Raw genomic sequence first — 22,696 nt, 5'->3', positions numbered from 1 at the left:
GAACTAGCCGGTCGGCAAGTAAGGGTCTGGCGGGCCGATGCAGTGGGGTGCAGGGGAGTGGACATGAGCGACACCGTGATCAAGGGAGCCTCGGCGGAGGAGGTGAAGCCGCGCAGTGTCCGCGTCGTGCTGCTCGCACTCATGATCGCGATGCTGCTCGCGATGCTCGACAACATGATCATCGGCACGGCGATGCCGACGATCGTCGGCGAACTCGGCGGCCTGGAACACCTCTCCTGGGTGGTGACCGCCTACACCCTGGCCACCGCCGCCTCCACCCCCATCTGGGGCAAGCTCGGCGACCTGTACGGCCGGAAGGGCTCCTTCCTCACCTCCATCGTCATCTTCCTGATCGGATCCGCGCTCAGCGGCATGGCCCAGGACATGGGTCAGCTCATCGGCTTCCGCGCGATCCAGGGCCTGGGCGCCGGCGGTCTGATGGTCGGCGTGATGGCGATCATCGGCGACCTCATCCCGCCGCGTGAGCGCGGCAAGTACCAGGGCATGATGGCCGGCGTGATGGCCCTGGCCATGATCGGCGGACCGCTGGTCGGCGGCACCATCACCGACCACATGGGCTGGCGCTGGTCCTTCTACATCAACCTGCCGCTCGGCGCGGTCGCGCTCGCCATGGTCACGGCGGTGCTGCACCTGCCCAAGAAGGAGAAGGCCAAGCCGCGGATCGACTACCTCGGCGCCGCCCTCCTCACCGTCGCGATCACCTCCACCGTGCTGGTCACCACCTGGGGCGGCACCGAGTACGCCTGGGGCTCGGCCGAGATCATCGGCCTCACGGTCCTCGGCATCGCGGCCCTCGCCGCCTTCCTCTACGCCGAGACCCGCGCGGCCGAGCCGATCATGCCGCTGCACATCTTCCGCAGCCGCAACTTCACCCTGATGTCCGTGATCGGCTTCCTGACCGGTTTCGCGATGTTCGGCGGCGTGCTCTACCTGCCGCTGTTCCAGCAGTCCGTGCAGGGCGCCTCGGCCACCAACTCCGGCCTGCTGCTCCTGCCGATGCTGCTGTCCATGATGGCCGTCTCCCTGGTCGCGGGCCGGATCACCACCAACAGCGGCAAGTACAAGCTGTTCCCCATCGCCGGCGGCGCGCTGATGGTGGTCGGCCTCTACCTGCTGGCCACCATGGACACCGGCACCTCACGGCTGGTCTCCGGCGTCTACATGGCCGTCCTCGGCGCGGGCCTCGGCTTCCTGATGCAGATCACCATGCTGGTCGCGCAGAACAGCGTCGAGATGAAGGACATGGGCGTCGCCTCCTCCTCGGCCACCCTCTTCCGCACGCTCGGCGGTTCGTTCGGCGTCGCGCTGATGGGCTCGCTGTTCACCAGCCGGGTGCAGGACACCATGACCGACCGGCTGGGCGAGGCGGGCGCCGCCGCCACCGGCGCCTCCGCCCAGCTGGACGCGGCGAGCCTGGCCAAGCTGCCCGAGGCGATGCGCGAGGCGTACCAGCACGCGGTCGCCGCCGGCACCCACTCGGCCTTCCTGCTCGGCGCCGGCGTCGCCGTGCTCGGCTTCCTGGCCGCCTGGTTCGTCAAGGAGGTCCCGCTGCGCGGGGCCGGCCCCGCCGCCGCCCCGGACGGCGAGGCCCCCGCGGAGACCTCCGGCGCGCCGCGCCAGGAGCCCGTCGCGCACTGAGCCCCCGGGGCGTCCCCGCCCGGCCCGGCCCCGGCCCCCGGTGGATCCATCCACCGGGGGCCCTCGCGTTCCCGTCGGAGTGTCCCGGCCGCCGGACGGGGCGCCGGGTGTTTCCTGGTCGGGCGCGGGGCGTACGCCCGTACGCCCGTACGCCGACCAGGAGGGCACCGCACCGTGACCATCGCCCCGGCCAACCTGTCCGACCCGACCGTGGCGGCCTTCGTCAAGGCCGTCAACGCGCATGACAAGGAGGCCTTCCTCAAGGTCCTCGCCGCCGACGCGACCATGTCCGACGACGGTTCGGACCGCGACCTCCAGGAGTGGATCGACAAGGAAATCTTCGACACCGGCGGCCACATGGACGTCCAGAAGGAGTCCGACGGCGGACACACCCTGGTGGTCAACTACCGCAACGACACCTGGGGCGAGATGCGCACCCGCTGGCGCTTCGTCATCTCCCCCGGCGGCGGGAGGATCAGCCGCTTCGAGACCGGACAGGCGTGACCGCGAGGTCAACGCCGTCGCTCCCGTACGGGTGAATGCGGGCCCGGTGTCGTTCCGGGCCCGCGCGGCGTCCCGTTGGTCCGGGCATGAAGCGCACCCGGATCGCCGCTCTCGCCCTCGTCACGACCGCCGGGGCCCTCGCCCCCGCCCTCGCCTCCGCCGCCGATCAGGCCTCGTACATCCAGGACCCGGTGGGCGACGGCAAGGCCATGAAGAAGCTGTGGACCACGGACAAGGAACACAAGATCGAGGGACAGGCCCGGTTCCACCCCGGGGTCGTCTACACGATGACCGAACGCAAGGGGGACAGGAACGAGCACCAGGGGGAGTGGGGCACCAAGGTCCCGGACCCGGAGTCGCTGGCCTGGGAGCCGAAGTTCGAGTTCGGGTGGGCGGTGTCGGACGCCAAGCTGGTGAAGGGGGCCGTGACGACGCAGGGCGGGAAGCACCCCGTCGTACTGCACGGGGTCCTGCGGAAGGCGGACGGCGCCACGGTCGCGGAGGTGCGCAGCAGCGTCGCCGACCGGCCGGCCAAGGGCAGGGCCACGCTGCCGGGCGGGAAGCGGATCGCCTGCGACACGGGGGAGTACACGGTGGAGTGGTCGATCACCCGGACGCACTACGGAACCGTGGGCGGAACGATGAAGTGGAACGCGGACTGCACCAACCACCGGACGGCCTTCCGCCAGGCGGGCGCGCGCTGAGCCCGTCGCCCCGGGCACCTTGTGGGTGCCGTTGCGGGCGACCGGGCCGCGGCTCCGGATCGGGAGTCGTGCCGGTCGTGCTGCGGCCGCACGGGGTGGGGTGCGGCGCGGGTGCTGCGTCGTGCAGCGGGGTGCTGCGTCGTCATGCGGGTACTGCGGGCAGTGCGGGTACTGCGGGTTCTGCGTCGTACTGAGGGTGCTGCCGGTGGTGCCGGCCGGTCCGAGCGGGCCCTACAGGGGGGCGGGTCCGGGGACCATCACCGGGTTCAGGACTTCTTGGACTCGTTGCGCGACTTGTTCGCGATGTCCTCCAGGACCGCCTTGGGATCGGCGGCGGGTTCCACCGCACGGCCGATGTTGCGCTTGATGGTGTCGCTGACCGTGACCCAGTTCGGGTTGTTGACCGGGTACAGCTGGGCACCGCGCAGGGCGGCGAGGAACGCCTGGTCGGTCGCCTCGATACCGGTGCCGTTGCCGGAGGAGGCGCGGGTCGCGGTGACCGTCGACGGCAGCAGGTGGTACTGGCCGGCGAACTCGGACAGGTACTTGTCCTGGTAGATGAAGTCCAGGAACTTGCCGATCTGCTGCTTGTGCTCGTTCTGGTTGAACGCCACCATCCAGTCCGCGACGCCGACCGCCGGCGGGGTCTCCGCCGGGCCGAGGCCCTCGTTGACCGGCATCGGCATGGTCTTCACCGCGATGCCCTTGGCCTTGGCCTCCTGGTAGAGCGAGGGGTAGCCGTTGAGCATGCCGACCTCACCGCGCAGGAACGCGCTGAACGCGTCCTGACGGTTGAACTTGCCGGGCTGGACCGGACCGACCAGGCCGGGGGAGACCAGGTTGGTCTTGATCCACTGGAAGGTCTCGACGTTCGCCTCCGAGGACAGGGCGTAGTTGCCGCTGGTGTCCACGTAGCCGCCGCCGTTGCTGAGCTCCCAGATCAGCGCTTCGGCGTGCGCCTCCTCGGGGCCGAGCGGGAGCGCGTAGGGGTACCTCACGCCCTCCTTCTTCAGTGCCTGGGCGGCCTCCTTCAGGTCCTTCCAGTTCTTCGGAGGAGTCACCTTGGCCTTGTTGAACAGCGTCTCGTTGTAGAAGAGGAGACGGCTGCTCGCCACGAAGGGCAGGCCGTAGAGGGTGTTGCCGATCGAGCCGGCCTCGGCCAGCGGCTGCAGGAAGTTGGCCTCGGCGCGGACCGAGAGCAGCTCGTCCGCGGGGTAGATCTTGCCCTCGGCCGCGAAGTCCGAGTACGAGCCCATGAGCGCCATGTCCGGCGCCTTGCCCGCCTTGACCATGCGGCTGACCTCACGGTCGATCTCCGCCCACGGGAGCAGCTTCACCTCGACCTTGATGCCGGGGTGCTGGGCGGTGAATTCGTCGGTCGCCTTGTCCCAGAACGTCTTGGAGCTGGTCTGGGGCGTGGTGCCGTATTCGGCGGCGACCAGCTTGAGGGTGGCGTCGTCTCCGTCGCCGGAGGAGGAGCCGCAGCCGGAGAGCGAGAACAGGAGGCCGAGTGCGGCCGAGGTCGCCGCCGCCCCGAAGAATCTTCGTCGCACGGGTGAATTCCCCTGGATTTCTTTTGGTTACTTATGGGTTACTCCGGGGCCCGGTGTCCTGACGTGACCCGAGGTGGCCCGATGGCCGGAATTCTCTCGTGCCCGGGGGGCGACGGATTCCAGCGCCCCCACACTTATGGGCAATGCTCCAACTGCCGTTATTCCGGCTGGTGTTTTCTTATATGACGCGGGAAATGCGGACGCGCGTAGACATGCCGAATGCCCGTTTCCGGAAGAGCCGGGACGGGTTGGTGTTTTGCTAGAACGTTATGAGGCGTGGAACTCGCCGGCATACGGATCCGGGTCACCGGTTTCCGGATTACGCCCCTCCTGCCAGCGGCGCTGGGCCTTGCGCCAGTGGACGAAGCCGATCGGGCCCCCGTCCCAGAAGGTGATCCCGACCGGGCTCACGTCGAACTCGTCGGAGAAGAGGCGGAGCAGGAATTCGGCCATGCCGTAGGGATGGACGGCGAAGGCGTCGGCGGTGTGCCGGCCGCAGACCAGGACCGGCCAGCGGTCCGGGTCGGGGTCGGTGGTGAGCCAGCAGAGGATGTCGTCGGCGGCGGTGACGCCCCAGGCGAGGATCGACTCGGGGTCGATCCCGAAGGCGGCGCGGCCGCCGTCCGCGACCCAGGCGGCGCGGGCGTTCGCGGTCGCCTCGCCCATCTCGGCGGGGTCCCACTGGAGGCCGGGCTTGGGGAGGGGGAGCAGGATGCTCGCCTCGCCGTTGACGGTGCCGGCGCCGTAGCGGCCCATGAAGGCCACGAAGTCGGCGGGGAAGCGGGTGTTCCAGGCGGCTTCGGCGGCCTGCCAGTCGATGTCCTCGTCGGCGCCGTGGGTGGCGGGCATGAGTCGCTCCAGCGCAACCAGCTGCGCGTTCTCCGTCATCGCCGCCCGCTCCCCGCCCGCTCCCGGCCCGCCGTTTGCCCAACCGTCCCAACTTACCGTGCCTCGCGGGGGCCTGGCCCGACCGGTCCGGGGCGGCTACGCGAGGGTGAGGACGGTGCCCGGGCGGAGGTCCCAGGCGGTGAAGGCGCCGGCTTCGGCCTCCAGGACGTGGCGGGAGCGGAGGCGGGGGAGGCCGAGGCGGTTCGGGGGCATCGTGCGGACCGCGAGGACGCGGAGGTCGCGGTCGAGGTGGGCGACGTCGATCGCGAAGCGCATGCGGAAGGTGTGCACGGAGGCGGCGGGGGTGAGGAGCATGGCGCCCTCGATGCGGGTGCGGCCGAGGAGGCCGCGGGTGCGGGCGCGGTAGGAGGCGGCGATCTCCAGGGGGACGGTCGGGCCGGCCGGGCCGATGCGGAGTTCCGTTTCGCCGTCCGTCCACCGTTGCCTGCGGCGTGCCATGGCGTGCCCCTTCTCCGTGCCCTCCGGTCGCGCGTCGGGGCTCAGGGTAGACCCGTCCCGGCGGGGTCCCTAGGGTCGCCGCATGGGTGTGATCGTGATCGTCCTTGCCGTCGGGTACGGGGTGGGTGCGGGGCTGTTGCTGCCGCGGGCCGTGTACCGGCTGTCCGTGCCGGCGGGGGAGGCGTGGCGGGCGGTGTGTCCGGCGGGGCATCCGGTGCGGGGGTGGCTGGGGCCGGCGCCGGTGGCGGTGGCGGGGCGGTCCGATGCCGGCGGTGTGCCGGCCTCGGGGGCGCAGCCCGGCTTCGGCGGGGCGGAAGCGAGGGAGCCGGGCGGTGTTCCGGTGTGCCCACCCTCCCCCGAGCTCTCGACTTCGCTCGAGCAGGGGGGACCCCCATCGCCCTGCGGAACGCCTGCCCACACCCCCGGCGGAGGGCCTGCCCACACCTCTGGTGGAGGGCCTGCTCGCAGCTCGCTGTGGCTTGGCGTTGTTACCGGGCTTGTGTCCGGGGTGGTGGCAGGTGGGGTTGGGGGGAGGCCTGAGGGAGTGGTGTTCGTCGGGGTGGTGCCTGTGCTGGTGGTGCTGGTGATGGTCGATCTCGCCGTGCACCGGCTGCCCGATGTGCTGACCCTGCCGCTGGCCGGGGGACTCGCCGTCGGGCTGGGGGTGGTCGCCCTGGTGCCCGGGGCGGGAGGGTCCTGGCGGGGCGCGCTGCTCGGCGGGGCCGGGCTAGGGGCGGCGTACCTCGTGCTGCACCTGATCAACCCCGGCGGGCTCGGGCTCGGCGACGTCAAGCTGGCGCTCGCGCTCGGGGTCGCTCTTGGGTGGTACGGGTGGGGGGTATGGGCTGCCGGGGCCTTCCTCGGCTTCCTCTACGGCGCCCTGCACGGCCTCGCCCTGCTCCTGGCCCGGCGTGCCGGGGCCCGTACGGCTTTCCCCTTCGGCCCGGCCATGACCGCCGGGGCGCTCACCGGAGTGCTCATGGGTGGACTCGGAGCGTAATCGTGTGCCGCCAATGCACGCAGCAGGCTTTACGAAGGGTTATGGTGGAACCCCCCCCTCGGGCCGGTCCGTATCCCCCCCACGGACCGGCCCGTTTTTCGTTCCCCGCCCCCCGCGGGGAAACGCGCAGGTCAGGGAGGCGGGCCCGAGGCCCCGCCGGCCTCAGCCCCGCTGGGCCCAGATGTTCGTGCCGGGCGTGGAGACCGCGAAGGAGTCGATCTCCTTCAGTTCCTCCTCCGTCAGCGGCGCGCCGGCCAGGGCGGCGACGTTCTCCTCCAGCTGCGACACGTTCGACGCGCCGATCAGCGCGGAGGTCATCCGGTCGTCCCGCAGCACCCACTTCAGCGCGAGCTGCGCGAGCGACTGGCCGCGGCGGGCGGCGATGTCGTTCAGCCCGTTCAGCCGCCGGACCACCTCCTCCGAGAGCAGCCGCGGGTTCAGGGACTTGCCCTGGGTGGCCCGCGAGCCCTCCGGGAGGTTCCCGCCGAGGTACTTGCCGGTGAGCAGCCCCTGGGCCAGCGGTACGAAGGAGATGCAGCCCATGCCGGACTCCTCCAGCGTGTCCAGCAGGCCGTCCTCCTCCGTCCAGCGGTTGATCATGGAGTAGGAGGGCTGGTGGATCAGCGGGCGCACGCCCATGTCGCGCAGGATCCGCACCGCCTCGGCGGTCTGCTCCGCGGTGTAGGAGGACACGCCGACGTAGAGCGCCTTGCCCTGCTGGACCGCGGACGCGAGCGCGCCCATGGTCTCCTCCAGCGGGGTCTCCGGGTCGAACCGGTGCGAGTAGAAGATGTCGACGTAGTCCAGGCCCATCCGCTTCAGCGAGCGGTCGAGCGAGCCGAGGAGGTACTTCCGGCTGCCCCACTCGCCGTACGGGCCGGGGTGCATCAGGTAGCCGGCCTTGGTGGAGATCACCAGCTCCTCGCGGTACGGCGCGAGGTCCTGGGCGAAGATCTTGCCGAAGTTCAGCTCGGCGGAGCCGGGCGGCGGCCCGTAGTTGTTGGCCAGGTCGAAGTGGGTGACGCCCAGGTCGAAGGCGCGGTGCAGGATGGAGCGCTGGGACTCCAGGGACTTGTCGTCGCCGAAGTTGTGCCAGAGGCCCAGGGAGATCGCGGGAAGCCTGAGGCCGCTGTGGCCCGTGCGCCGGTACTCCATGGAGTCGTAGCGCGAGCCGGCTGCCCGATAGGGATTGGTATCAGTCACGTTGTCCTCCCTATCACGGACTTGTGACAGACCGAGTTGGGACGGCCCTCCCCGCGCGCAGTAGTGTGGCGGCCTCGGGGGACCGAAGGACCGCAATTCGCTCGGGGGCTATGCACGGAGGGGCTGGAGGATCGTGAAGCTGCGCGACCTGGTGTACAGGCTGTACGCACGCCGGGTGGAAGGCCGACTCGACCACGCCGCGGTGCCCAAGCACATCGGCGTCATCCTGGACGGCAACCGGCGCTGGGCGAAGGCGTCCGGCGGTACCACCGAGCAGGGCCATCAGGCCGGCGCCGACAAGATCTCGGAGCTGCTCGGCTGGTGTGAGGAGACCGACGTCGAGGTCGTCACGCTGTGGATGCTCTCCACCGACAACCTGGACCGGTCCGAGGAGGAGCTGCGGCCCCTCCTGGCGATCATCGAGAACACGGTGCGGAACCTCGCGGCCGACGGCCGCTGGCGGGTTCACCATGTCGGGAACCTGGACATCCTGCCCGCCCGCACCCAGGCCGTGCTGAAGGAAGCCGAGCAGGACACCCTCGGCCGCACGGGCATACTCGTGAACGTCGCCGTCGGCTACGGCGGCCGCCAGGAGATCGCCGACGCGGTGCGCTCGCTGCTCCTGGAGCACCACGGGAAGGGCACCTCGATCGAGGAGCTCGCCGAGATCCTGGACATCGACCACATCTCGGAGCACCTCTACACCCGCGGCCAGCCCGACCCGGACCTGGTGATCCGCACCAGCGGCGAGCAGCGGCTGTCCGGATTCATGCTCTGGCAGAGCGCGCACTCCGAGTACTACTTCTGCGAGGTCTTCTGGCCCGCCTTCCGCAAGGTCGACTTCCTGCGGGCCCTGCGCGACTACGCGGCCCGGCACCGGCGCTACGGCACCTGACCGACGCCGGCGCGGACGGCCCGGCCGGTTCCGGCCGGGCACCTGACGCCCCCTCGGCCCCTCCCGCCACCCTCGCAAGTCCTTCACCTGGGATTCACCGATCGTCCGTCATATGCCATGGCATGGCGGTGCCCCTTCGAGGGAATATCCCTGGCAGGTCGACGCCCGATCCACGGGTGTCGAATCTCAGCGGACGGCACGGTGCCGTCCGCCCGGGAGGCCCTTTGCACCAGGACGCTCGTGCGGTTCGCACGGACTTCAGGGGAGGGCCGGAAATCGGCCCCGGCATTGCGGCCGATGACCGGTCCGGTCTTCATGGCCCGACCTCTTACGAGGGGGTAGTCCTTCCGTGGTGACCAGCACAAAGCGCCGCCTGTCCGACAGGCGGACCTACGTCCTCGACACCAGCGTCCTGCTGGCGGACCCCAACGCCTTCTCCCGGTTCGACGAGCACGAGGTCGTGCTCCCGATCGTGGTGATCACCGAGCTGGAGGCGAAGAGGCACCATCCCGAACTCGGGTACTTCGCCCGGCAGGCCCTGCGCCTGCTCGACGACTTCCGGGTCCGGCACGGCCGCCTCGACGCCCCCATCCCGATGGGCGAGCTGGGCGGCAGCCTCCGTGTCGAGCTCAACCACTCCGATCCCGGGGTCCTCCCGGCCGGCTTCAGGCTGGGGGACAACGACTCCCGCATCCTCGCCGTCGCCCGCAACCTGCAGGCCGAGGGGTACGACGTCACGGTCGTATCGAAGGATCTTCCGCTGCGCATCAAGGCGTCCTCGGTGGGCCTGCTCGCCGAGGAGTACCGGGCGGAGCTGGCCATCACCGACGCCGGCTGGACGGGGATGACCGAGCTCGCCCTCTCCGGGGAGCAGATCGACCTCCTCTACTCCGAGGAGCGGCTCTACGTGCCGGAGGCGGCCGAGCTGCCCGTGCACACCGGGCTGGTCCTGCAGTCCGAGCGGGGCAAGGCCCTGGGCCGGGTCACCTCCGACGGGAACGTGCGGCTGGTCCGCGGCGACCGGGAGGCGTTCGGCCTGCACGGCCGCAGCGCGGAACAGCGCATCGCGCTGGACCTGCTGCTGGACCAGGAGGTCGGCATCGTCTCCATGGGCGGCCGGGCCGGCACCGGCAAGTCGGCGCTGGCGCTGTGCGCGGGCCTGGAGGCCGTCCTGGAGCGCAGGCAGCACCAGAAGGTGATGGTCTTCCGGCCGCTGTACGCGGTGGGCGGGCAGGAGCTGGGCTACCTGCCGGGCACCGAGGCCGAGAAGATGAGCCCCTGGGCGCAGGCGGTCTTCGACACCCTGTCCTCGGTGGCCGGGCGCGAGGTGATCGAGGAGGTGCTGGGCCGCGGGATGCTGGAGGTGCTGCCGCTCACGCACATCCGGGGCCGCTCGCTGCACGACGCCTTCGTCATCGTGGACGAGGCCCAGTCCCTGGAGCGGAACGTCCTGCTGACCGTTCTGTCCCGGATCGGGGCCAATTCCCGGGTCGTTCTGACGCATGACGTGGCGCAGCGCGACAACCTGAGGGTCGGGCGGTACGACGGAGTGGTCGCCGTGGTCGAGAAGTTGAAGGGCCATCCGCTCTTCGCCCACGTCACGCTGACCCGCTCCGAGCGCTCGCAGATCGCCGCGTTGGTGACGGAGATGCTCGAAACCATCTGAACCGGACACCGCATCGGTTCGGCAAACCGTCCATAGCGGAAAGCGAGTTGGCGCCGCCCGGCAAAGGCCCAGGAGCCTAGCCGGGCGGCGTCGTGCTGCACAGGGATTTGCGGGAACCGGACAGGACTTGGCCGGTGTGACCTTTCCCACGCAACGGGGAATTGCCCTGCGGCGTCGGCGTCCGGCAGAGTCTGTTCTCCGTCAGGCCCCGCATGCGGCACAGCTGTACCTGCAGTACCACAACTCCAGAACGACCGCCGTATGCCGCCCGCTACGGGCCAGCGTCTCCAGTGACCGCGTTACACGGAGGCCAGTGCGAGGGGCGCTCTTGCGGCCGTTGCGGTCACGTTGCGGACGCTGCTGGAAGGACATCGTGTGAGCCGGATCTCGGTCAGGGGATTCGCCGTGGCTTCTGCCACTGCGGTCACCACCGTCGGCGCCGTCGTGGGTGTTGCCACGGGCGACGCCCAGAACGACCTCGAGACGACCGCTTCGGGTGCCACGCTCCTGGCGGACATTCCGGTCGGCGAGCAGGCCCAGGTCCAGACCGCTGCGCTCGCGCAGCAGGCCGACGCCATCGCCCTCTCCGCCGATGCGGACGCCAGGAAGGCCACGGAAGAGGCCGCCCGCGTCCAGGCCGCCCAGCTGGCCAAGGAGAAGAAGGCCGCCGCCGAGAAGGCCGAGGCCGAGGCGAAGGCCAAGAAGGAGCGCGAGGCGAAGGAGCAGGTCGCCAGCCGCTCCAACCCCACCACGCGCGACAGCTCCGGCTTCCAGGTCAAGGGCTCCTACACCGTCTCCGAGGTCAAGGCCATCGCCCGGCAGATGGTGCCGGCGAGCCAGTTCACGTGCTTCTCGAACATCGTGAACCACGAGTCCACCTGGAACTACCGCGCGCAGAACCCGTCCTCGGGTGCCTACGGCCTGGTCCAGGCGCTGCCCGGTTCGAAGATGTCCTCGGCCGGTGCCGACTGGCGCACCAACCCCGCCACCCAGATCGAGTGGGGTCTCAACTACATGAACGACCGCTACGGCAGCCCCTGTGGCGCGTGGTCGTTCTGGCAGGCCAACCACTGGTACTAGGTCTTCCTCAACCTCCGGGGAGCCCCGCACCGTCCTACGGTGCGGGGCTCCCCGCGTGTACGGTCGACGAGGCGCTGACGACCGGACGGGTGGGGGTCCCCCCGACGCAGTCTGGGGGAGAGAGGGACGAAATGGAGAAGAGAAGGGGCTGGCTCGGCCGGCTCGGCAACGAGCTGAACCGCATGGATCAGCGGCTGTCCGAGAGACGGGCCGAAGTCGAGGCCGACTCGCTCGGGGGGCAGGCACCGGAGAACAATGCCGCGCCGGGTGTGCCCGGTGGGCCCGGCGTACCCGGTGCCGCCGCGGTCGGAGCCCCCGCCGCGACCCAGGCCGCCTCCCTCCCGGCTCCCGGGGCGCACGCCGGGCACGGCACCCACGCCGCCCACGGCGAGCTGCCCGTACCGGTCCATCCGGGAACGCTCGCGACCCGCCCCGACCCGGCGAGCATGATCCCGTGGGGGGTCCGGGTCGCCGCAGAGGCGAGCTGGCGGCTGCTGCTCCTCGCGGGCATGCTCTGGGTGATGATGAAGGTCATCAGCGAAGTCCGGCTGGTGGTCCTGGCCTTCGCCGCCGCCCTCCTGGTCACCGCACTGCTGCAGCCCTTCGTGGTCCGGCTGCGCCGGCTCGGCCTGCCGCGCGGGCTGGCCACCGCGGTCACCGCGGTCCTCGGCTTCGTGGTGATCGGCCTGGTCGGCTGGTTCGTGGTCTGGCAGGTGATGGAGAACCTGGACAACCTCTCCGATCGGGTCCGGGACGGTATCAACGACCTCAAGACCTGGGCGCTGGACAGTCCGTTCCACGTCACCGAGAAGCAGATCAACGACATCGCCAAGAACCTGACGGACACCATCGGCACCAACACCGAGGAGATCACCTCCGCGGGCCTGCAGGGCGCCACGGTGATGGTCGAGGTGCTCACCGGCATGCTGCTCGCCATGTTCTCCACCCTCTTCCTGCTCTACGACGGGAAGCGGATCTGGGGATGGGTGCTGGGCCTGGTCCCGGTGGCGGCCCGGGCGGGCGTGGCCGGCGCCGGACCGCGCGCCTGGCGCACCCTCACGGCGTATGTCCGGGGCACGGTGATCGTCGCGCTGATCGACGCGATCTTCATCGGTCTCGGCCTCTACTTCCTTCACGTGCCGATGGCGGTCCCGCTGGCCGTCTTCATCTTCCTGTTCGCCTTCATCCCGCTGGTCGGCGCCGTGGTCTCGGGCGCGCTCGCCGTGGTGGTGGCCCTGGTGACCCAGGGCGTGTGGACGGCCCTGATGGTGCTCCTGGTCGTCCTCGCCGTGCAGCAGATCGAGGGCCACGTACTGCAGCCGTTCATCCTGGGCCGCGCCGTCCGGGTCCACCCGCTCGCCGTGGTGCTGTCGGTGGCGGCCGGCGGAATGATCGCCGGGATCGGCGGCGCCGTGGTTGCGGTCCCGCTGGTCGCGGTCACCAACACGGTCGTCGGCTACCTCCGGGCCCACTCCCGGGAACTCCCGGGCCGTATCGGCCCGGGGCCGCACGGCGCGACCGCGCTGGCCGTGCAACTGCCGCCGGAGCAGGGGGAGCGGGGATCCGGTGATCAGCGAGCCTGAGCTCGACGGGGTCCCGGAGCAGCCCGCAGGGCAACTCGTGGCCGAGCAGCAGGACCGGCCGCGCCGGCCGCGCCCGTCCCCGGTGTGGCTGCTGGCCGGTGCGGTGGCCGCCTCCGCGCTGTGGGCGGGCGGTCTGTACCTCGTACGCGAACCCGACCGGCCCGGACCGCCGATCCCGTACGCACGGCCCACCTCGCTGTGCGACAAGGCGAAGACGGCCGCCCTGACCCGGATCACCGGCGACCTGAGGCCCCAGCGGCGCGAGAACGAGCGGCTGCACGAGGCGGTGGACCTGTCCTGGTGCGGGCTCGGCACCGCAGCGGACGGGAGGCAGGAGGCGTCCGGGCGCCCGTACCTCTCGTACGACGTCACCGTGACGGTGGAGCTGCACAAGAAGGCCGACCCGGAGCCGGAGTTCGAGGCGGGCCTGCATCTGGCGCCGTACGAGGGACACGCCTCACACGAGGTGTCCGAGGTGCCCGGACTCGGCGAACGGGCTCTGATGTACGGGTCCGGGCCGCGCCAGGGCCCTCGGCTGAGGGTGCTGGACGGCGGCGCGGTGATCACCCTGGAGACCAACTGGTCCATGTCCGGCAACGACTGGCCGGAGGGGGGCGAGGTTCCGCCGGAGCCTGATGAGAGCGCCCTGCAGGCTGCGATGATCGAGGACATGCGGGCGCTGCTGACGGCGCTCAGGGGATAGTGCGGGGGCGGGGGCCGACATGATCAGCGAACCCGAGCTGGACGGGCAGTGGGACGACGCGCGCCCGCCGGAGCCGGCCGGAGGAGCGGTCGCGGCTGCCCCGGCACGGCGCCGGGCGCGGCCGTGGGTATGGGCGGCGGGCGGGGCACTGGCCGCCTCGGCACTGTGGGCGGGCGGCCTGTACGCCCTCGGGCAGCGGCCGGACGCGCCCCCGGCGATGGCCTACGAGCTGCCGGAGAACCTGTGCAAGGTGCTGGAGATCCGGGCGCTCACCCGGATCGCGGGCGATATGCACGGCAACGGACCCGAGCACCGGGAGGCCCCGGACCCGGTGCTGGACCAGGCGATCTGCTTACTGTCCGACCGTGACCGGTCGGAGGGGCTCGGCTACTTCGTGACCGCGCAGGTACAGCTGCACAAGAAGACCGACCCGGCCGCCGAGTTCGAGGTCGAGTCGCTGATGTACGACGGGTCTCCGGAGCGGTCCCAGGTCCCGGGCCTGGGTGAGCGCGCCCTCATGCTCGTCGCAGACGCCGGCGACGGTGCGGAGCTGAAGGTGCTGGACGGCGGCGCCGTCTTCCGGCTCTCCGTCAGCGCGACGAACTTCGGCGAGGGCCTACCTGACGGATCCTTGGAGCGGATGGACACGACGGCGGTCCAGGCGGCTTTGATCGAGGACATGCGGGAGTTCCTGAAGTCCTTGAGGAAGAAGTAGGAAGACAAAGGGGGGCGGGGCCGTGATCACGGAGCCCGAGCTGGAGGAAACGGGGGAGCCGGCGTCCGGACCGTACGCCGCTCCGGACGCGTCGTCGGACGTGGTGGAGCCGGCGGCGCCGCGCGAACGCCGCTCACGGAGGGGCCTGCTGTGGGCGCTGGGCGGGGCCGTGGCCGCGTCCGTGGTGTGGGCGGGCGGGCTGTACGCGTACGGGGACCGGGCCGCCGCGCCGGAACAGGCCTACCGGCTGCCGGAGAAGCTGTGCGAGGAGTTCAGGCCGACGGCGCTGGGCAAGGCCGTGCCCGGCCTGTCCGACGGCAGGGGCACCCGGAGCGAGGAGGGGCGGGGGACCCTGGAGTGGGGTGTGTGCGCGCTGGCGGGCAAGTCGGAGAAGACCCCGTCCGGAGAGTGGCTGCTCTACACCATCGAGCTGGTGGTGGAGCGCCACACCGAGATCGATCCCGCCGTCGAGTTCGGGCTGGGCGTTCCCGCCGGGAACGTCGGCCAGACCTCGACGGTGTCCGGCCTGGGGGAGAAGGCGTTCTTCACCGACGCGGGTGCCGGGCGCCAGCCGGTCCTGCGCGTGGTGGACCACGAGGCGGTCTTCACCCTCAGGATGGACGCGTCGTCGATGACCGGCGACGGAGCCCACAGCCTTGAGGTCGTCACGGACAACGTCGACTACGAGGCGGTCAAGTACGCCATGATCGAGGACGTGCGGAAGCTGATGGACACCCTCCGCGAGAAGTGAGCCCGGCGAGCAGGAAGGGGCCCCGCCGGACGGCGGGGCCCCTTCGCGTGCGCGCAGGACGGGCGGACTACTCGGCGGCGAGCGCCGCCTCCGCGTCCAGGGTGACCGCGACGGCCTGGATCACCGAGGCGATCTTGAAGGCCTCCTGGACCGTCTCCCGGTCCACGCCGGCCTTGCGGAGCACCTGCTCGTGCGAGTCCAGGCACTGGCCGCAGCCGTTGATCGCGGACACCGCGAGCGACCACAGCTCGAAGTCGACCTTCTCCACGCCCGGGTTGCCGATGACGTTCATCCGCAGACCGGCCCGCAGGGTGCCGTACTCCGGGTCGGAGAGCAGGTGGCGGGTGCGGTAGAAGGTGTTGTTCATCGCCATGACCGCGGCGGCGGACTTGGCGGCGGTGTACGCCTCCGGGGAGAGGGCGGCCTTCGCCTCCGGCTCCAGCTCACGCAGCACGATGGGGGACCGGGCGGCGATCGCGCAGGAGAGCACCGTGCCCCACAGCTGCTGCTGCGTCAGGGTGTTCTGGTTGCCGATGACCGAACCGAGGTTCAGCTTCAGGTCCTTGGCGAAGTCCGGTATGGCGGACTTCAGGGAGTCGAGGGACATCCGTCACTCACCGGCCAGCAGCGCGCCGGCGTCGAGGGTGTCCTCACCCTTGGTCCAGTTGCAGGGGCACAGCTCGTCGGTCTGCAGGGCGTCCAGGACCCGCAGGACCTCCTTCGGGTTCCGGCCCACGGAACCGGCGGTCACCATGGCGAACTGGATCTCGTTGTGGGGGTCGACGATGAAGACGGCGCGCTTGGCGAAGCCGTCCTCGCCCTCGACGCCGCAGGCCTGCATCAGCTCGTGCTTGACGTCGGCCAGCATCGGGAAGGGCAGGTCACGCAGGTCGGCGTGGTCCTTGCGCCAGGCGTGGTGCACGTACTCGGAGTCGCCGGAGACACCCAGGATCTGCGCGTCGCGGTCGGCGAACTCCTCGTTCAGCTTGCCGAACGCGGCGATCTCGGTCGGGCACACGAAAGTGAAGTCCGCAGGCCAGAAAAACACCACACGCCACTTGCCCTCGTAGGACTTGTGGTCGATCTGCTCGAACTGCTTGCCGGCCTCCAGCGAAACGCAGGCGGTCAGGTCGTAGCTGGGGAACTTGTCACCGACAGTGAGCACGAACTCTCCTTGCGGAACTGGAAAATATGCCTTTTTGGGGCTTTTCCGAGTGGGTTGGACGGATCTCACATGCTGGCACAGCAGCATTGATTGTGGAAATCGCTAGAGTTGAACGACGTGATCGGAGGTACCTATCAGTGGCAGTCGGTAATACGGGCAACAGGGCAGCGAAGCAGCCCACCCTCGCCCAGCTCCGGGCCTTCGCCGCCGTCGCCGAACACCTCCACTTCCGGGACGCCGCCGCGGCCATCGGCATGAGCCAGCCCGCGCTGTCCGGCGCGGTGTCCGCGCTGGAGGACGGCCTCGGCGTGCAGTTGCTGGAGCGCACCACCCGCAAGGTCCTGCTCTCCCCGGCCGGCGAGCGGATAGCCGCCCGCGCACGGCTCGTGCTCGACGCGGTGGGCGGGCTGATGGAGGAGGCCGAGGCGGTACGGGCGCCCTTCACCGGTGTGCTGCGCCTGGGGGTGATCCCGACCGTGGCGCCGTACCTGCTGCCCACCGTGCTGGGGCTGTTCCACCGGCGCTGGCCGGGCATGGACCTCCAGGTGCACGAGGAACAGACCGCATCCCTGCTGGACGGGCTGGCGGCCGGCCGGCTGGACCTGCTGCTGCTCGCCGTGCCCCTCGGTGTCCCCGGGGTCACCGAACTCGCCCTCTTCGACGAGGATTTCGTGCTGCTCGTACCCAGGGAACACCCGCTGGCCGGCCGGAAGGACATACCGCGCGAGGAACTGCGCGGCCTGCAGCTGCTGCTGCTCGACGAGGGCCACTGCCTGCGCGACCAGGCCCTGGACGTCTGCCGGGAGGCGGGCCGCGGCGAGGGCGCCGACGTCACCACCACCGCGGCCGGGCTCTCCACCCTGGTCCAACTGGTCGCCGGGGGGCTGGGGGTGACCCTGCTGCCGCGCACCGCCCTGCGGCTGGAGGCCTCCCGGAACGAGCACCTGGCCACCGGGTACTTCGCCGAGCCCGCGCCGTCCCGGCGGATCGCCCTGGCCATGCGCACCGGCACCGCCCGGCAGGAGGAGTTCCGGGCGGTGGCGGCGGCGCTGCGGGAGGCGGTCCGGCCGCTGCCGGTGTGGCAGACGGACTGACCGACCCACCCGCCGACCCCGCCCGCCGGCTCAGGCCCGCCGGCCCGCGCGCCTACTCGGTGCGCAGGCCGTCCGGCCGCATCAGGCGCAGCAGCGGCGGCAGGCCGAGCAGGGTCACCGCGGCCACCACCGCGGCGCCGATGCCGGTCATGGCGAGCACCGGGGTCCAGTCGACCCGGACCGGATACCCGGTCATGCCGAGCAGCAGGAGGCCCAGCCCGGTGCCGGCCGCGGCGGCCAGGAGCAGGCCCACGGCGATCGGCAGGACCGACTGCCACAGCTCCGACAGGGTGAGCGTGGACCGCCGGGTGCCGAAGGCGACCAGCGCGGCCAGCAGTTTCCGCCGTTCCCGCAGCTGTTCCAGCTGGGAGACCAGCAGGCTGGTGCCGATCAGCGCCAGCACCCCGGCCGCGCCGAAGTACAGGCCGGTCTGCACGGAGGCGTAGCTGCTGTCCACCCGGGTCTTCCCCAGGCTCAGCGCGTGGGCGAACGGGTCGGCCTTGAACACCGCGGTACGGACGTACTCGATCGCGTCCGGGTCGGAGGTGTCGGCGAGGACGTCGATGGAGGCGTGCTCGTAGCCGTTCGTGCTCCTGGGGGCGGCCGAGGGGGTCAGCAGCAGCCCGGAGGTCGGGCCGCCGGTCGGGGTGGTGCCGCCGTGGACCGTACGGAGGTTCGCCGGGACGGTCAGCTCGACCGGCGGGGGCCCGCCCGGCTCGCGCTGCAGGACGTTGCCGGCGAACAGCTTCTCGCCGGCCTTGGCCGTGGGCATGTCGCTGCCGCCGGCCACCATGAAGGCGTCGCCCTCCCGGCAGGTGCCGATCGCGGCGATCTCCTTCAGGGCCGTGCAGCTGCCGATGGTGACGCTCAGCTGGTCTCCGCCGCCGTCCGCCCGGTGGGATGCCTGGGTGCCGCGCAGTGCGATGGCCCGGGTGACGCCCGGGGACCGCTCCAGCTTCCCGGCCAGCTCGTCCGCCAGCGCGCCCTTGTCCGTGAGCACCACGGCCGTGGCCCGGGCCAGGTCGTGGCCGGTGTCCTCGACGAAGTCGCCGCGGGAGCCGGCGAACAGCATCTGCAGGGCGATGGCCCCGGCGACCGCCACCGCGACCCCGCTGACCAGGCGGGCCGCCGTACCGCTGTCGACCTGGAGCCGGCGGACGGCCAGCTGCCAGGAGACCGGACCGCCGGACATCCCGCGCACCAGCCGCTCCAGCAGCCAGGGCAGCAGGGCGGTCGTCCCGACCAGCAGCAGCACCACACCGGCCGACACCTGCCACTGGTTGAACGTGCCGTTGTCCCTGCCCTGTCCGAGCATCGGGAGGAGCAGGCCGGCACCGGCGGCCGGCATCAGCAGCCGCCACCACACGCGCCGCCGGGACGGCTTGGCGGTGCGGACGACACCCAGCGGCTCGATGACCACCCCGCGCAGCGCGAACAGGGTCACCAGCACGGCCGCGGCGGGCACCGCCACCGTCACCAGTGCGGCCAGCCCCGGGTTCGGGGTGAGGTCGTGCGGGAAGAAGCTGCGCTGGCGCAGGTCCATGTTCCCGACGACCTCGCGGCCCAGGAAGAACAGCCCCACGCCCATGGCCAGTCCGGTCAGCGCCCCGGCCAGGGCCTCCCCGGCGGCGATCCGGCGGACCATCCGGCCGTCGGCGCCCACCAGGCGCAGCGCGGCCAGCCGGCGGTCGCGGCGTTCGCCGCCGAAGCGGACGGCGGCGGCGATGAACACGGCGACCGGCAGCAGCAGGGCCAGCAGGGTCATCAGGACCAGCAGGAGCAGGACGGGGTCGGACGAGGGCTCCTCGACCTCGATGGCGTAGTGGTCGATCCGCTTGACCCGGTACTGGCCGAGCTCGCCGCCGCGGTCCTTCGCCAGGTCGTGGCCGGTGTAGAAGTACAGCTCGTGCGGGCCGATCAGGCCCGCGTCGCCGATGATCTGGGTGATCCTCCCGTCCAGCCGCTCGCGGAGCAGCCGGCCGTCCCCGGACTTCAGCAGCCGCTCCAGGGCGGGGGAGACCGCCAGTTCACCCGGGGCGGGGAGCGCCTTCAGGCCCGGCGGGACGGGGGCCTCGGGGCCTTCCGCCCTGACCAGTACGCCGCCGATGTCCCGGCCGTGGTACGTCTGGTTGGCCGAGGCGACCAGCAGGGTGTCCGGGCCGGGCTTCGGCAGGTTCTGCGCGTTGTACAGGCCGCGGGCGTCGCCCCGGGCGTCGCGGGCCGCGAAGGCGTTGGGCAGCGAGGTGGTGATCAGCAGCAGGGCCACGCCGATGCCGACGCCCAGGCCGGTGAGCAGGGTCCGGGTCCAGCCCTCCCGGCCGCCGCCGAAGGCGAACCGGGCGCCCATGGCGAGGTCCCGGCCCCAGATGCGGAGCAGGCTCATACGATCCGCTCCATGTCGCGGGACCTGCCGTCGCGGACCACGATCTCGCGGTCGGAGTAGGCGGCCACCCGGGCCTCGTGGGTGACCAGGACGACGGCGGCGTTCGCGGACCTGGCGGCCTCGGTGAGCAGCTGCATCACCAACTCCCCGTTGAGGGAGTCCAGGGCGCCGGTGGGCTCGTCGGCGAAGACCACGCGCGGACCGGTGACCAGGGCGCGGGCCACGGCGACCCGCTGGCCCTGTCCGCCGGACACCTCGCCGGGCCGCTTGTCGCGCACCTCGGCGACCTGGAGGCGGTCCATCCACTCCAGTGCGGTGGCCTCGGCCTGCCTGCGCCGGACGCCGGCGAGGCGGAGCGGGAGGGCCACGTTCTCCAGGCAGGTCAGCTCGGGGACGAGCTGACCGAACTGGAAGACGAATCCGAAGTCCGAGCGGCGCAGGGCACTGCGCTCGGCGTCGCTCATCGTGGTCAGCTCGCGGCCCGCGTAGGTGATGGAACCGGAGTCGGGCGTCAGGATGCCGGCGAGGCAGTGCAGCAGGGTGGACTTGCCGGAACCGGAGGGGCCCATCACGGCGACGACCTCGCCGGGGTGGATGGAGAACTCGGCGTCGTCCAGGGCGTGAGTGGTCCCGTAGGTCTTGCGGAGGGCGGTGGCTGCGAGCACGGAGCCTGCGGGGGTCATCACCGGGTCACCTCCTGCCGGAGCTGTCCGAGCCGGGCGGCGGTGAGTTCCAGCCAGCGGAGGTCCGCTTCGAGGTGGAACAGGGCGTGGTCGCAGATCAGCTGGTCGGCGAGGTCGCCCTTGCGCTTGCGGGTGGTGAGGATGCGCATCAGACGGAGGTGCTCGGCGCGCTGGGTGTCGAGCATGTCGGCCGCGGAGCGGCCGGTGAGCAGGGCCAGGACGACCTTGGTGTAGAGGGTCGACTGGAGGTACGGCTCCGGCTTCTCGGGCTGCGTCAGCCAGTGCCCGACGTCGGTGACGCCGGCCTCGGTGATGGCGTACCGCTTGCGGTCGGGGCCGTCGCCCGCCTCGATCCCTTCGACCTCGACGAGGCCGTTCTTCAGGAGGCGGGACATGGTCGAGTAGACCTGCCCGTACGCGAGCGGCCGGTCGTGGCCGAACTTCTCGTCGTAGGCGCGCTTGAGGTCGTAGCCGTGCCGGGGCCCGGCCTCAAGTAGGCCGAGGAGGGTGTGACCTATGGACATGCGGACGACTCTACACCCCATGTATACACGCGGTGTATACATGGGGTGTAGAGCGATGTCGGGCCTCGGAAATCCCTGGTCAGGGGGCTGATGGCCTCAGGAGTCGCTTTTCGGCGGCCGCCCCCGCCGAGGCATCGGCCCCGGCGCGCTGGGCAGCCGCCCGGCCTCCGCCAGCGCCCGCCGCAGCAGGAACTCGATCTGCGCGTTCGCGCTGCGCAGCTCCTCGCCCGCCCACCGGGCCAGCGCGTCGTACACCTGGGGGTCCAGCCGCAGCAGCACCTGCTTGCGGGCGGCGCGGCCGGACGGCTCGGGAGGCGGGGTCACTGGTACAGGGTGCCCGTGTTGACCACCGGCTGGGCGGCGCGGTCACCGCACAGCACCACCATCAGGTTCGAGACCATCGCGGCCTTCCGCTCCGGGTCGAGGTCCACGATGTCCTCCTCGGTCAGCCGGTTCAGTGCCAGTTCGACCATGCCCACCGCGCCCTCCACGATCTGCTTGCGGGCCGCCACCATCGCCCCGGCCTGCTGCCGCTGGAGCATCGCGGAGGCGATCTCCGGAGCGTACGCGAGGTGCGTGAAGCGGGACTCGATGATCTCGACTCCGGCCGCGTCGACCCGCGCCTGTAGTTCCGCGGCCAGCTTCCCGGTGATCTCCTCGGAGTTCTCGCGGAGCGAGAGCCCGGCCTCGTCGTGGGAGTCGTAGGGGTACTCGATGGCGATGTGCCGGACCGCCGCCTCCGCCTGGGTCTCCACGAACTCGGTGAAGTCCTCGACCTCGAAGACCGCGCGCGCGGTGTCCTCGACCCGCCACACCACGACCGCGGCCAGCTCGATCGGGTTGCCGTAGGCGTCGTTGACCTTCAGTACGGCGGTCTCGTGGTTCCGGACCCGGGTCGAGATCTTCTCCCGCGAGGTCAGCGGGTTGACCCAGCGCAGGCCGTCGGTGCGGATGGTGCCCCGGTAGCGGCCGAACAGCTGGACCACCCGGGCCTGGCCGGGCTCCACCACGTTGAGGCCGCTCATCGCGACGATCGACCCCATGAAGACGAGGAGGCCCAGCACGATCAGGGCGACCTTGAGGCCGGCCGGCCCGGCGACCGCTCCGGCGACGACCAGGCCCACTCCACCCAGCATCCCGGCCAGGCCGGCCAGCAGGGCCGGGCCGCCGCCGATGCTGTGCGCGGCGTACTCGCGCGCCTTCGATCCGGCCCCCGCGCCGGTCTGATCCGTCGTCGTACCCGCAACTTCGGTCATGGTTCTCCCCGTTCATGTCGTTCCCGGGCATCACCGGGTCCTAGCAAAGTGATATCACTTTTTTGCTCGGCCGCAACCCGCACGGCATCATGTGCGTCGGTTCCGGTGGAGTGAGGTGCTGATTCTCACGTCCGAATTGGCCGGTATTGGTCGAAATTCGACGACCTTTGGGCATTCCTGCGGTGTTAGTTTTCGGAGCTGACGTCGGGGGGTTATCGAGCGGAGCGG

At 71.1% G+C, this 22,696-nt stretch carries 23 protein-coding genes; 12 read left to right on the top strand and 11 right to left on the bottom strand.

Annotation, left to right across the window (positions count from 1 at the left end; all coding sequences use genetic code 11):
- The first annotated feature begins 63 nt into the window (after positions 1-63).
- From ACGFQ9_RS16250 to ACGFQ9_RS16240, 3 genes are all read left to right on the top strand, one after another.
- Positions 64-1,659 carry an MDR family MFS transporter gene (locus ACGFQ9_RS16250; RefSeq protein WP_393574439.1) on the top strand — a complete coding sequence of 532 codons (1,596 nt, stop codon included), beginning with the start codon at positions 64-66 and terminating at the stop codon, positions 1,657-1,659.
- Between the two features lie 174 nt (positions 1,660-1,833).
- Positions 1,834-2,163 (top strand): nuclear transport factor 2 family protein, encoded by a 330-nt coding sequence (locus ACGFQ9_RS16245; protein ID WP_393574438.1) that lies wholly within the window; start codon positions 1,834-1,836, stop codon positions 2,161-2,163.
- 86 nt (positions 2,164-2,249) lie between these two features.
- A complete protein-coding gene (locus tag ACGFQ9_RS16240) occupies positions 2,250-2,867 on the top strand; it encodes a hypothetical protein (protein WP_393574437.1) in 618 nt (205 codons plus the stop codon).
- A 266-nt stretch (positions 2,868-3,133) separates the two neighbouring features.
- Here the strand turns inward: ACGFQ9_RS16240 and ACGFQ9_RS16235 are convergent, their stop codons facing one another.
- The 3 genes from ACGFQ9_RS16235 to ACGFQ9_RS16225 form a co-directional block, all read right to left on the bottom strand.
- Positions 3,134-4,420 carry an ABC transporter substrate-binding protein gene (locus tag ACGFQ9_RS16235; protein ID WP_393574436.1) on the bottom strand — a complete coding sequence of 429 codons (1,287 nt, stop codon included), beginning with the start codon at positions 4,418-4,420 and terminating at the stop codon, positions 3,134-3,136.
- Positions 4,421-4,687: 267 nt separating this feature from the next.
- The gene (locus tag ACGFQ9_RS16230; protein ID WP_393574435.1) at positions 4,688-5,308 is read right to left on the bottom strand and encodes an SMI1/KNR4 family protein; all 621 of its coding nucleotides are present in this window, start codon (positions 5,306-5,308) and stop codon (positions 4,688-4,690) included.
- 96 nt (positions 5,309-5,404) lie between these two features.
- Entirely contained in the window at positions 5,405-5,767 is a 363-nt protein-coding gene (locus ACGFQ9_RS16225) for a DUF192 domain-containing protein (RefSeq protein WP_393574434.1), read from the bottom strand.
- A gap of 544 nt (positions 5,768-6,311) precedes the next feature.
- Between ACGFQ9_RS16225 and ACGFQ9_RS16220 the strand changes: the two genes are divergently transcribed.
- Entirely contained in the window at positions 6,312-6,767 is a 456-nt protein-coding gene (locus ACGFQ9_RS16220; RefSeq protein WP_393574433.1) for a prepilin peptidase, read from the top strand.
- Between the two features lie 162 nt (positions 6,768-6,929).
- Here the strand turns inward: ACGFQ9_RS16220 and mgrA are convergent, their stop codons facing one another.
- Positions 6,930-7,970 carry an L-glyceraldehyde 3-phosphate reductase gene (gene mgrA / locus ACGFQ9_RS16215; RefSeq protein WP_393574432.1) on the bottom strand — a complete coding sequence of 347 codons (1,041 nt, stop codon included), beginning with the start codon at positions 7,968-7,970 and terminating at the stop codon, positions 6,930-6,932.
- Positions 7,971-8,103: 133 nt separating this feature from the next.
- On the opposite strand from mgrA, the gene ACGFQ9_RS16210 reads away from it, so the two are divergent.
- From ACGFQ9_RS16210 to ACGFQ9_RS16180, 7 genes are all read left to right on the top strand, one after another.
- A complete protein-coding gene (locus ACGFQ9_RS16210) occupies positions 8,104-8,865 on the top strand; it encodes an isoprenyl transferase (protein WP_393574431.1) in 762 nt (253 codons plus the stop codon).
- A gap of 349 nt (positions 8,866-9,214) precedes the next feature.
- Positions 9,215-10,531: a PhoH family protein gene (locus ACGFQ9_RS16205; RefSeq protein ID WP_393574430.1), complete on the top strand. Its 1,317-nt coding sequence runs from the start codon at positions 9,215-9,217 to the stop codon at positions 10,529-10,531.
- Positions 10,532-10,906: 375 nt separating this feature from the next.
- Positions 10,907-11,611, top strand: coding sequence for a transglycosylase SLT domain-containing protein (locus tag ACGFQ9_RS16200; RefSeq protein WP_393574429.1), 705 nt, complete (start codon positions 10,907-10,909; stop codon positions 11,609-11,611).
- Between the two features lie 131 nt (positions 11,612-11,742).
- The gene (locus ACGFQ9_RS16195; protein ID WP_393574428.1) at positions 11,743-13,194 is read left to right on the top strand and encodes an AI-2E family transporter; all 1,452 of its coding nucleotides are present in this window, start codon (positions 11,743-11,745) and stop codon (positions 13,192-13,194) included.
- Entirely contained in the window at positions 13,178-13,897 is a 720-nt protein-coding gene (locus ACGFQ9_RS16190; protein ID WP_393574427.1) for a hypothetical protein, read from the top strand. Before ACGFQ9_RS16195 ends, ACGFQ9_RS16190 begins: the two co-directional genes overlap by 17 nt.
- A gap of 19 nt (positions 13,898-13,916) precedes the next feature.
- Positions 13,917-14,612 carry a hypothetical protein gene (locus ACGFQ9_RS16185; protein WP_393574426.1) on the top strand — a complete coding sequence of 232 codons (696 nt, stop codon included), beginning with the start codon at positions 13,917-13,919 and terminating at the stop codon, positions 14,610-14,612.
- Positions 14,613-14,634: 22 nt separating this feature from the next.
- On the top strand, positions 14,635-15,363 hold the full coding sequence (locus ACGFQ9_RS16180) for a hypothetical protein (protein WP_393574425.1): 729 nt from the start codon (positions 14,635-14,637) through the stop codon (positions 15,361-15,363).
- A 67-nt stretch (positions 15,364-15,430) separates the two neighbouring features.
- On the opposite strand, the gene ACGFQ9_RS16175 is transcribed toward ACGFQ9_RS16180, so the two are convergent.
- Both ACGFQ9_RS16175 and ACGFQ9_RS16170 read right to left on the bottom strand, forming a co-directional pair.
- On the bottom strand, positions 15,431-15,970 hold the full coding sequence (locus ACGFQ9_RS16175) for an alkyl hydroperoxide reductase (protein WP_393574424.1): 540 nt from the start codon (positions 15,968-15,970) through the stop codon (positions 15,431-15,433).
- Between the two features lie 3 nt (positions 15,971-15,973).
- Positions 15,974-16,528 (bottom strand): peroxiredoxin, encoded by a 555-nt coding sequence (locus tag ACGFQ9_RS16170; protein ID WP_393574423.1) that lies wholly within the window; start codon positions 16,526-16,528, stop codon positions 15,974-15,976.
- 137 nt (positions 16,529-16,665) lie between these two features.
- Here ACGFQ9_RS16170 and ACGFQ9_RS16165 point away from each other — a divergent pair, with 137 nt between their 5' ends.
- The gene (locus ACGFQ9_RS16165; RefSeq protein ID WP_393574422.1) at positions 16,666-17,622 is read left to right on the top strand and encodes a LysR substrate-binding domain-containing protein; all 957 of its coding nucleotides are present in this window, start codon (positions 16,666-16,668) and stop codon (positions 17,620-17,622) included.
- Positions 17,623-17,674: 52 nt separating this feature from the next.
- Here ACGFQ9_RS16165 and ACGFQ9_RS16160 read toward each other — a convergent pair whose 3' ends face one another.
- From ACGFQ9_RS16160 to ACGFQ9_RS16140, 5 genes are all read right to left on the bottom strand, one after another.
- Positions 17,675-20,005 carry an FtsX-like permease family protein gene (locus tag ACGFQ9_RS16160; RefSeq protein ID WP_393574421.1) on the bottom strand — a complete coding sequence of 777 codons (2,331 nt, stop codon included), beginning with the start codon at positions 20,003-20,005 and terminating at the stop codon, positions 17,675-17,677.
- On the bottom strand, positions 20,002-20,688 hold the full coding sequence (locus ACGFQ9_RS16155) for an ABC transporter ATP-binding protein (protein ID WP_393574420.1): 687 nt from the start codon (positions 20,686-20,688) through the stop codon (positions 20,002-20,004). The genes ACGFQ9_RS16160 and ACGFQ9_RS16155 overlap by 4 nt, the downstream gene beginning before the upstream one ends.
- Complete coding sequence (locus ACGFQ9_RS16150) at positions 20,688-21,212, bottom strand: PadR family transcriptional regulator (protein ID WP_393574419.1); 525 nt, start codon at positions 21,210-21,212, stop codon at positions 20,688-20,690. Before ACGFQ9_RS16150 ends, ACGFQ9_RS16155 begins: the two co-directional genes overlap by 1 nt.
- A 96-nt stretch (positions 21,213-21,308) precedes the next feature.
- Complete coding sequence (locus ACGFQ9_RS16145) at positions 21,309-21,536, bottom strand: hypothetical protein (RefSeq protein ID WP_393574418.1); 228 nt, start codon at positions 21,534-21,536, stop codon at positions 21,309-21,311.
- Positions 21,533-22,468, bottom strand: a complete 936-nt coding sequence (locus ACGFQ9_RS16140) for an SPFH domain-containing protein (RefSeq protein ID WP_393574417.1) — start codon at positions 22,466-22,468, stop codon at positions 21,533-21,535. Before ACGFQ9_RS16140 ends, ACGFQ9_RS16145 begins: the two co-directional genes overlap by 4 nt.
- Positions 22,469-22,696 lie beyond the last annotated feature (228 nt).

The organism is Streptomyces sp. NPDC048603 (assembly GCF_043199475.1).
Lineage (GTDB): Bacteria > Actinomycetota > Actinomycetes > Streptomycetales > Streptomycetaceae > Streptomyces.
The sequence above is the reverse complement of the archived record's forward strand: the minus strand, read 5'-3'. Positions and strand labels throughout refer to the sequence as shown.

What these genes read in the sequence shown, in the direction of transcription:
- ACGFQ9_RS16225 (WP_393574434.1), bottom strand. Translation starts at nt 5,767, where the DNA reads ATGGCACGCCGCAGGCAACGGTGGACGGACGGCGAAACGGAACTCCGC.
- ACGFQ9_RS16185 (WP_393574426.1), top strand. Translation starts at nt 13,917, where the DNA reads ATGATCAGCGAACCCGAGCTGGACGGGCAGTGGGACGACGCGCGCCCG.
- ACGFQ9_RS16195 (WP_393574428.1), top strand. Translation starts at nt 11,743, where the DNA reads ATGGAGAAGAGAAGGGGCTGGCTCGGCCGGCTCGGCAACGAGCTGAAC.
- ACGFQ9_RS16150 (WP_393574419.1), bottom strand. Translation starts at nt 21,212, where the DNA reads ATGTCCATAGGTCACACCCTCCTCGGCCTACTTGAGGCCGGGCCCCGG.
- ACGFQ9_RS16140 (WP_393574417.1), bottom strand. Translation starts at nt 22,468, where the DNA reads ATGACCGAAGTTGCGGGTACGACGACGGATCAGACCGGCGCGGGGGCC.
- ACGFQ9_RS16175 (WP_393574424.1), bottom strand. Translation starts at nt 15,970, where the DNA reads ATGTCCCTCGACTCCCTGAAGTCCGCCATACCGGACTTCGCCAAGGAC.
- ACGFQ9_RS16160 (WP_393574421.1), bottom strand. Translation starts at nt 20,005, where the DNA reads ATGAGCCTGCTCCGCATCTGGGGCCGGGACCTCGCCATGGGCGCCCGG.
- ACGFQ9_RS16240 (WP_393574437.1), top strand. Translation starts at nt 2,250, where the DNA reads ATGAAGCGCACCCGGATCGCCGCTCTCGCCCTCGTCACGACCGCCGGG.
- ACGFQ9_RS16155 (WP_393574420.1), bottom strand. Translation starts at nt 20,688, where the DNA reads ATGACCCCCGCAGGCTCCGTGCTCGCAGCCACCGCCCTCCGCAAGACC.
- ACGFQ9_RS16250 (WP_393574439.1), top strand. Translation starts at nt 64, where the DNA reads ATGAGCGACACCGTGATCAAGGGAGCCTCGGCGGAGGAGGTGAAGCCG.
- ACGFQ9_RS16230 (WP_393574435.1), bottom strand. Translation starts at nt 5,308, where the DNA reads ATGACGGAGAACGCGCAGCTGGTTGCGCTGGAGCGACTCATGCCCGCC.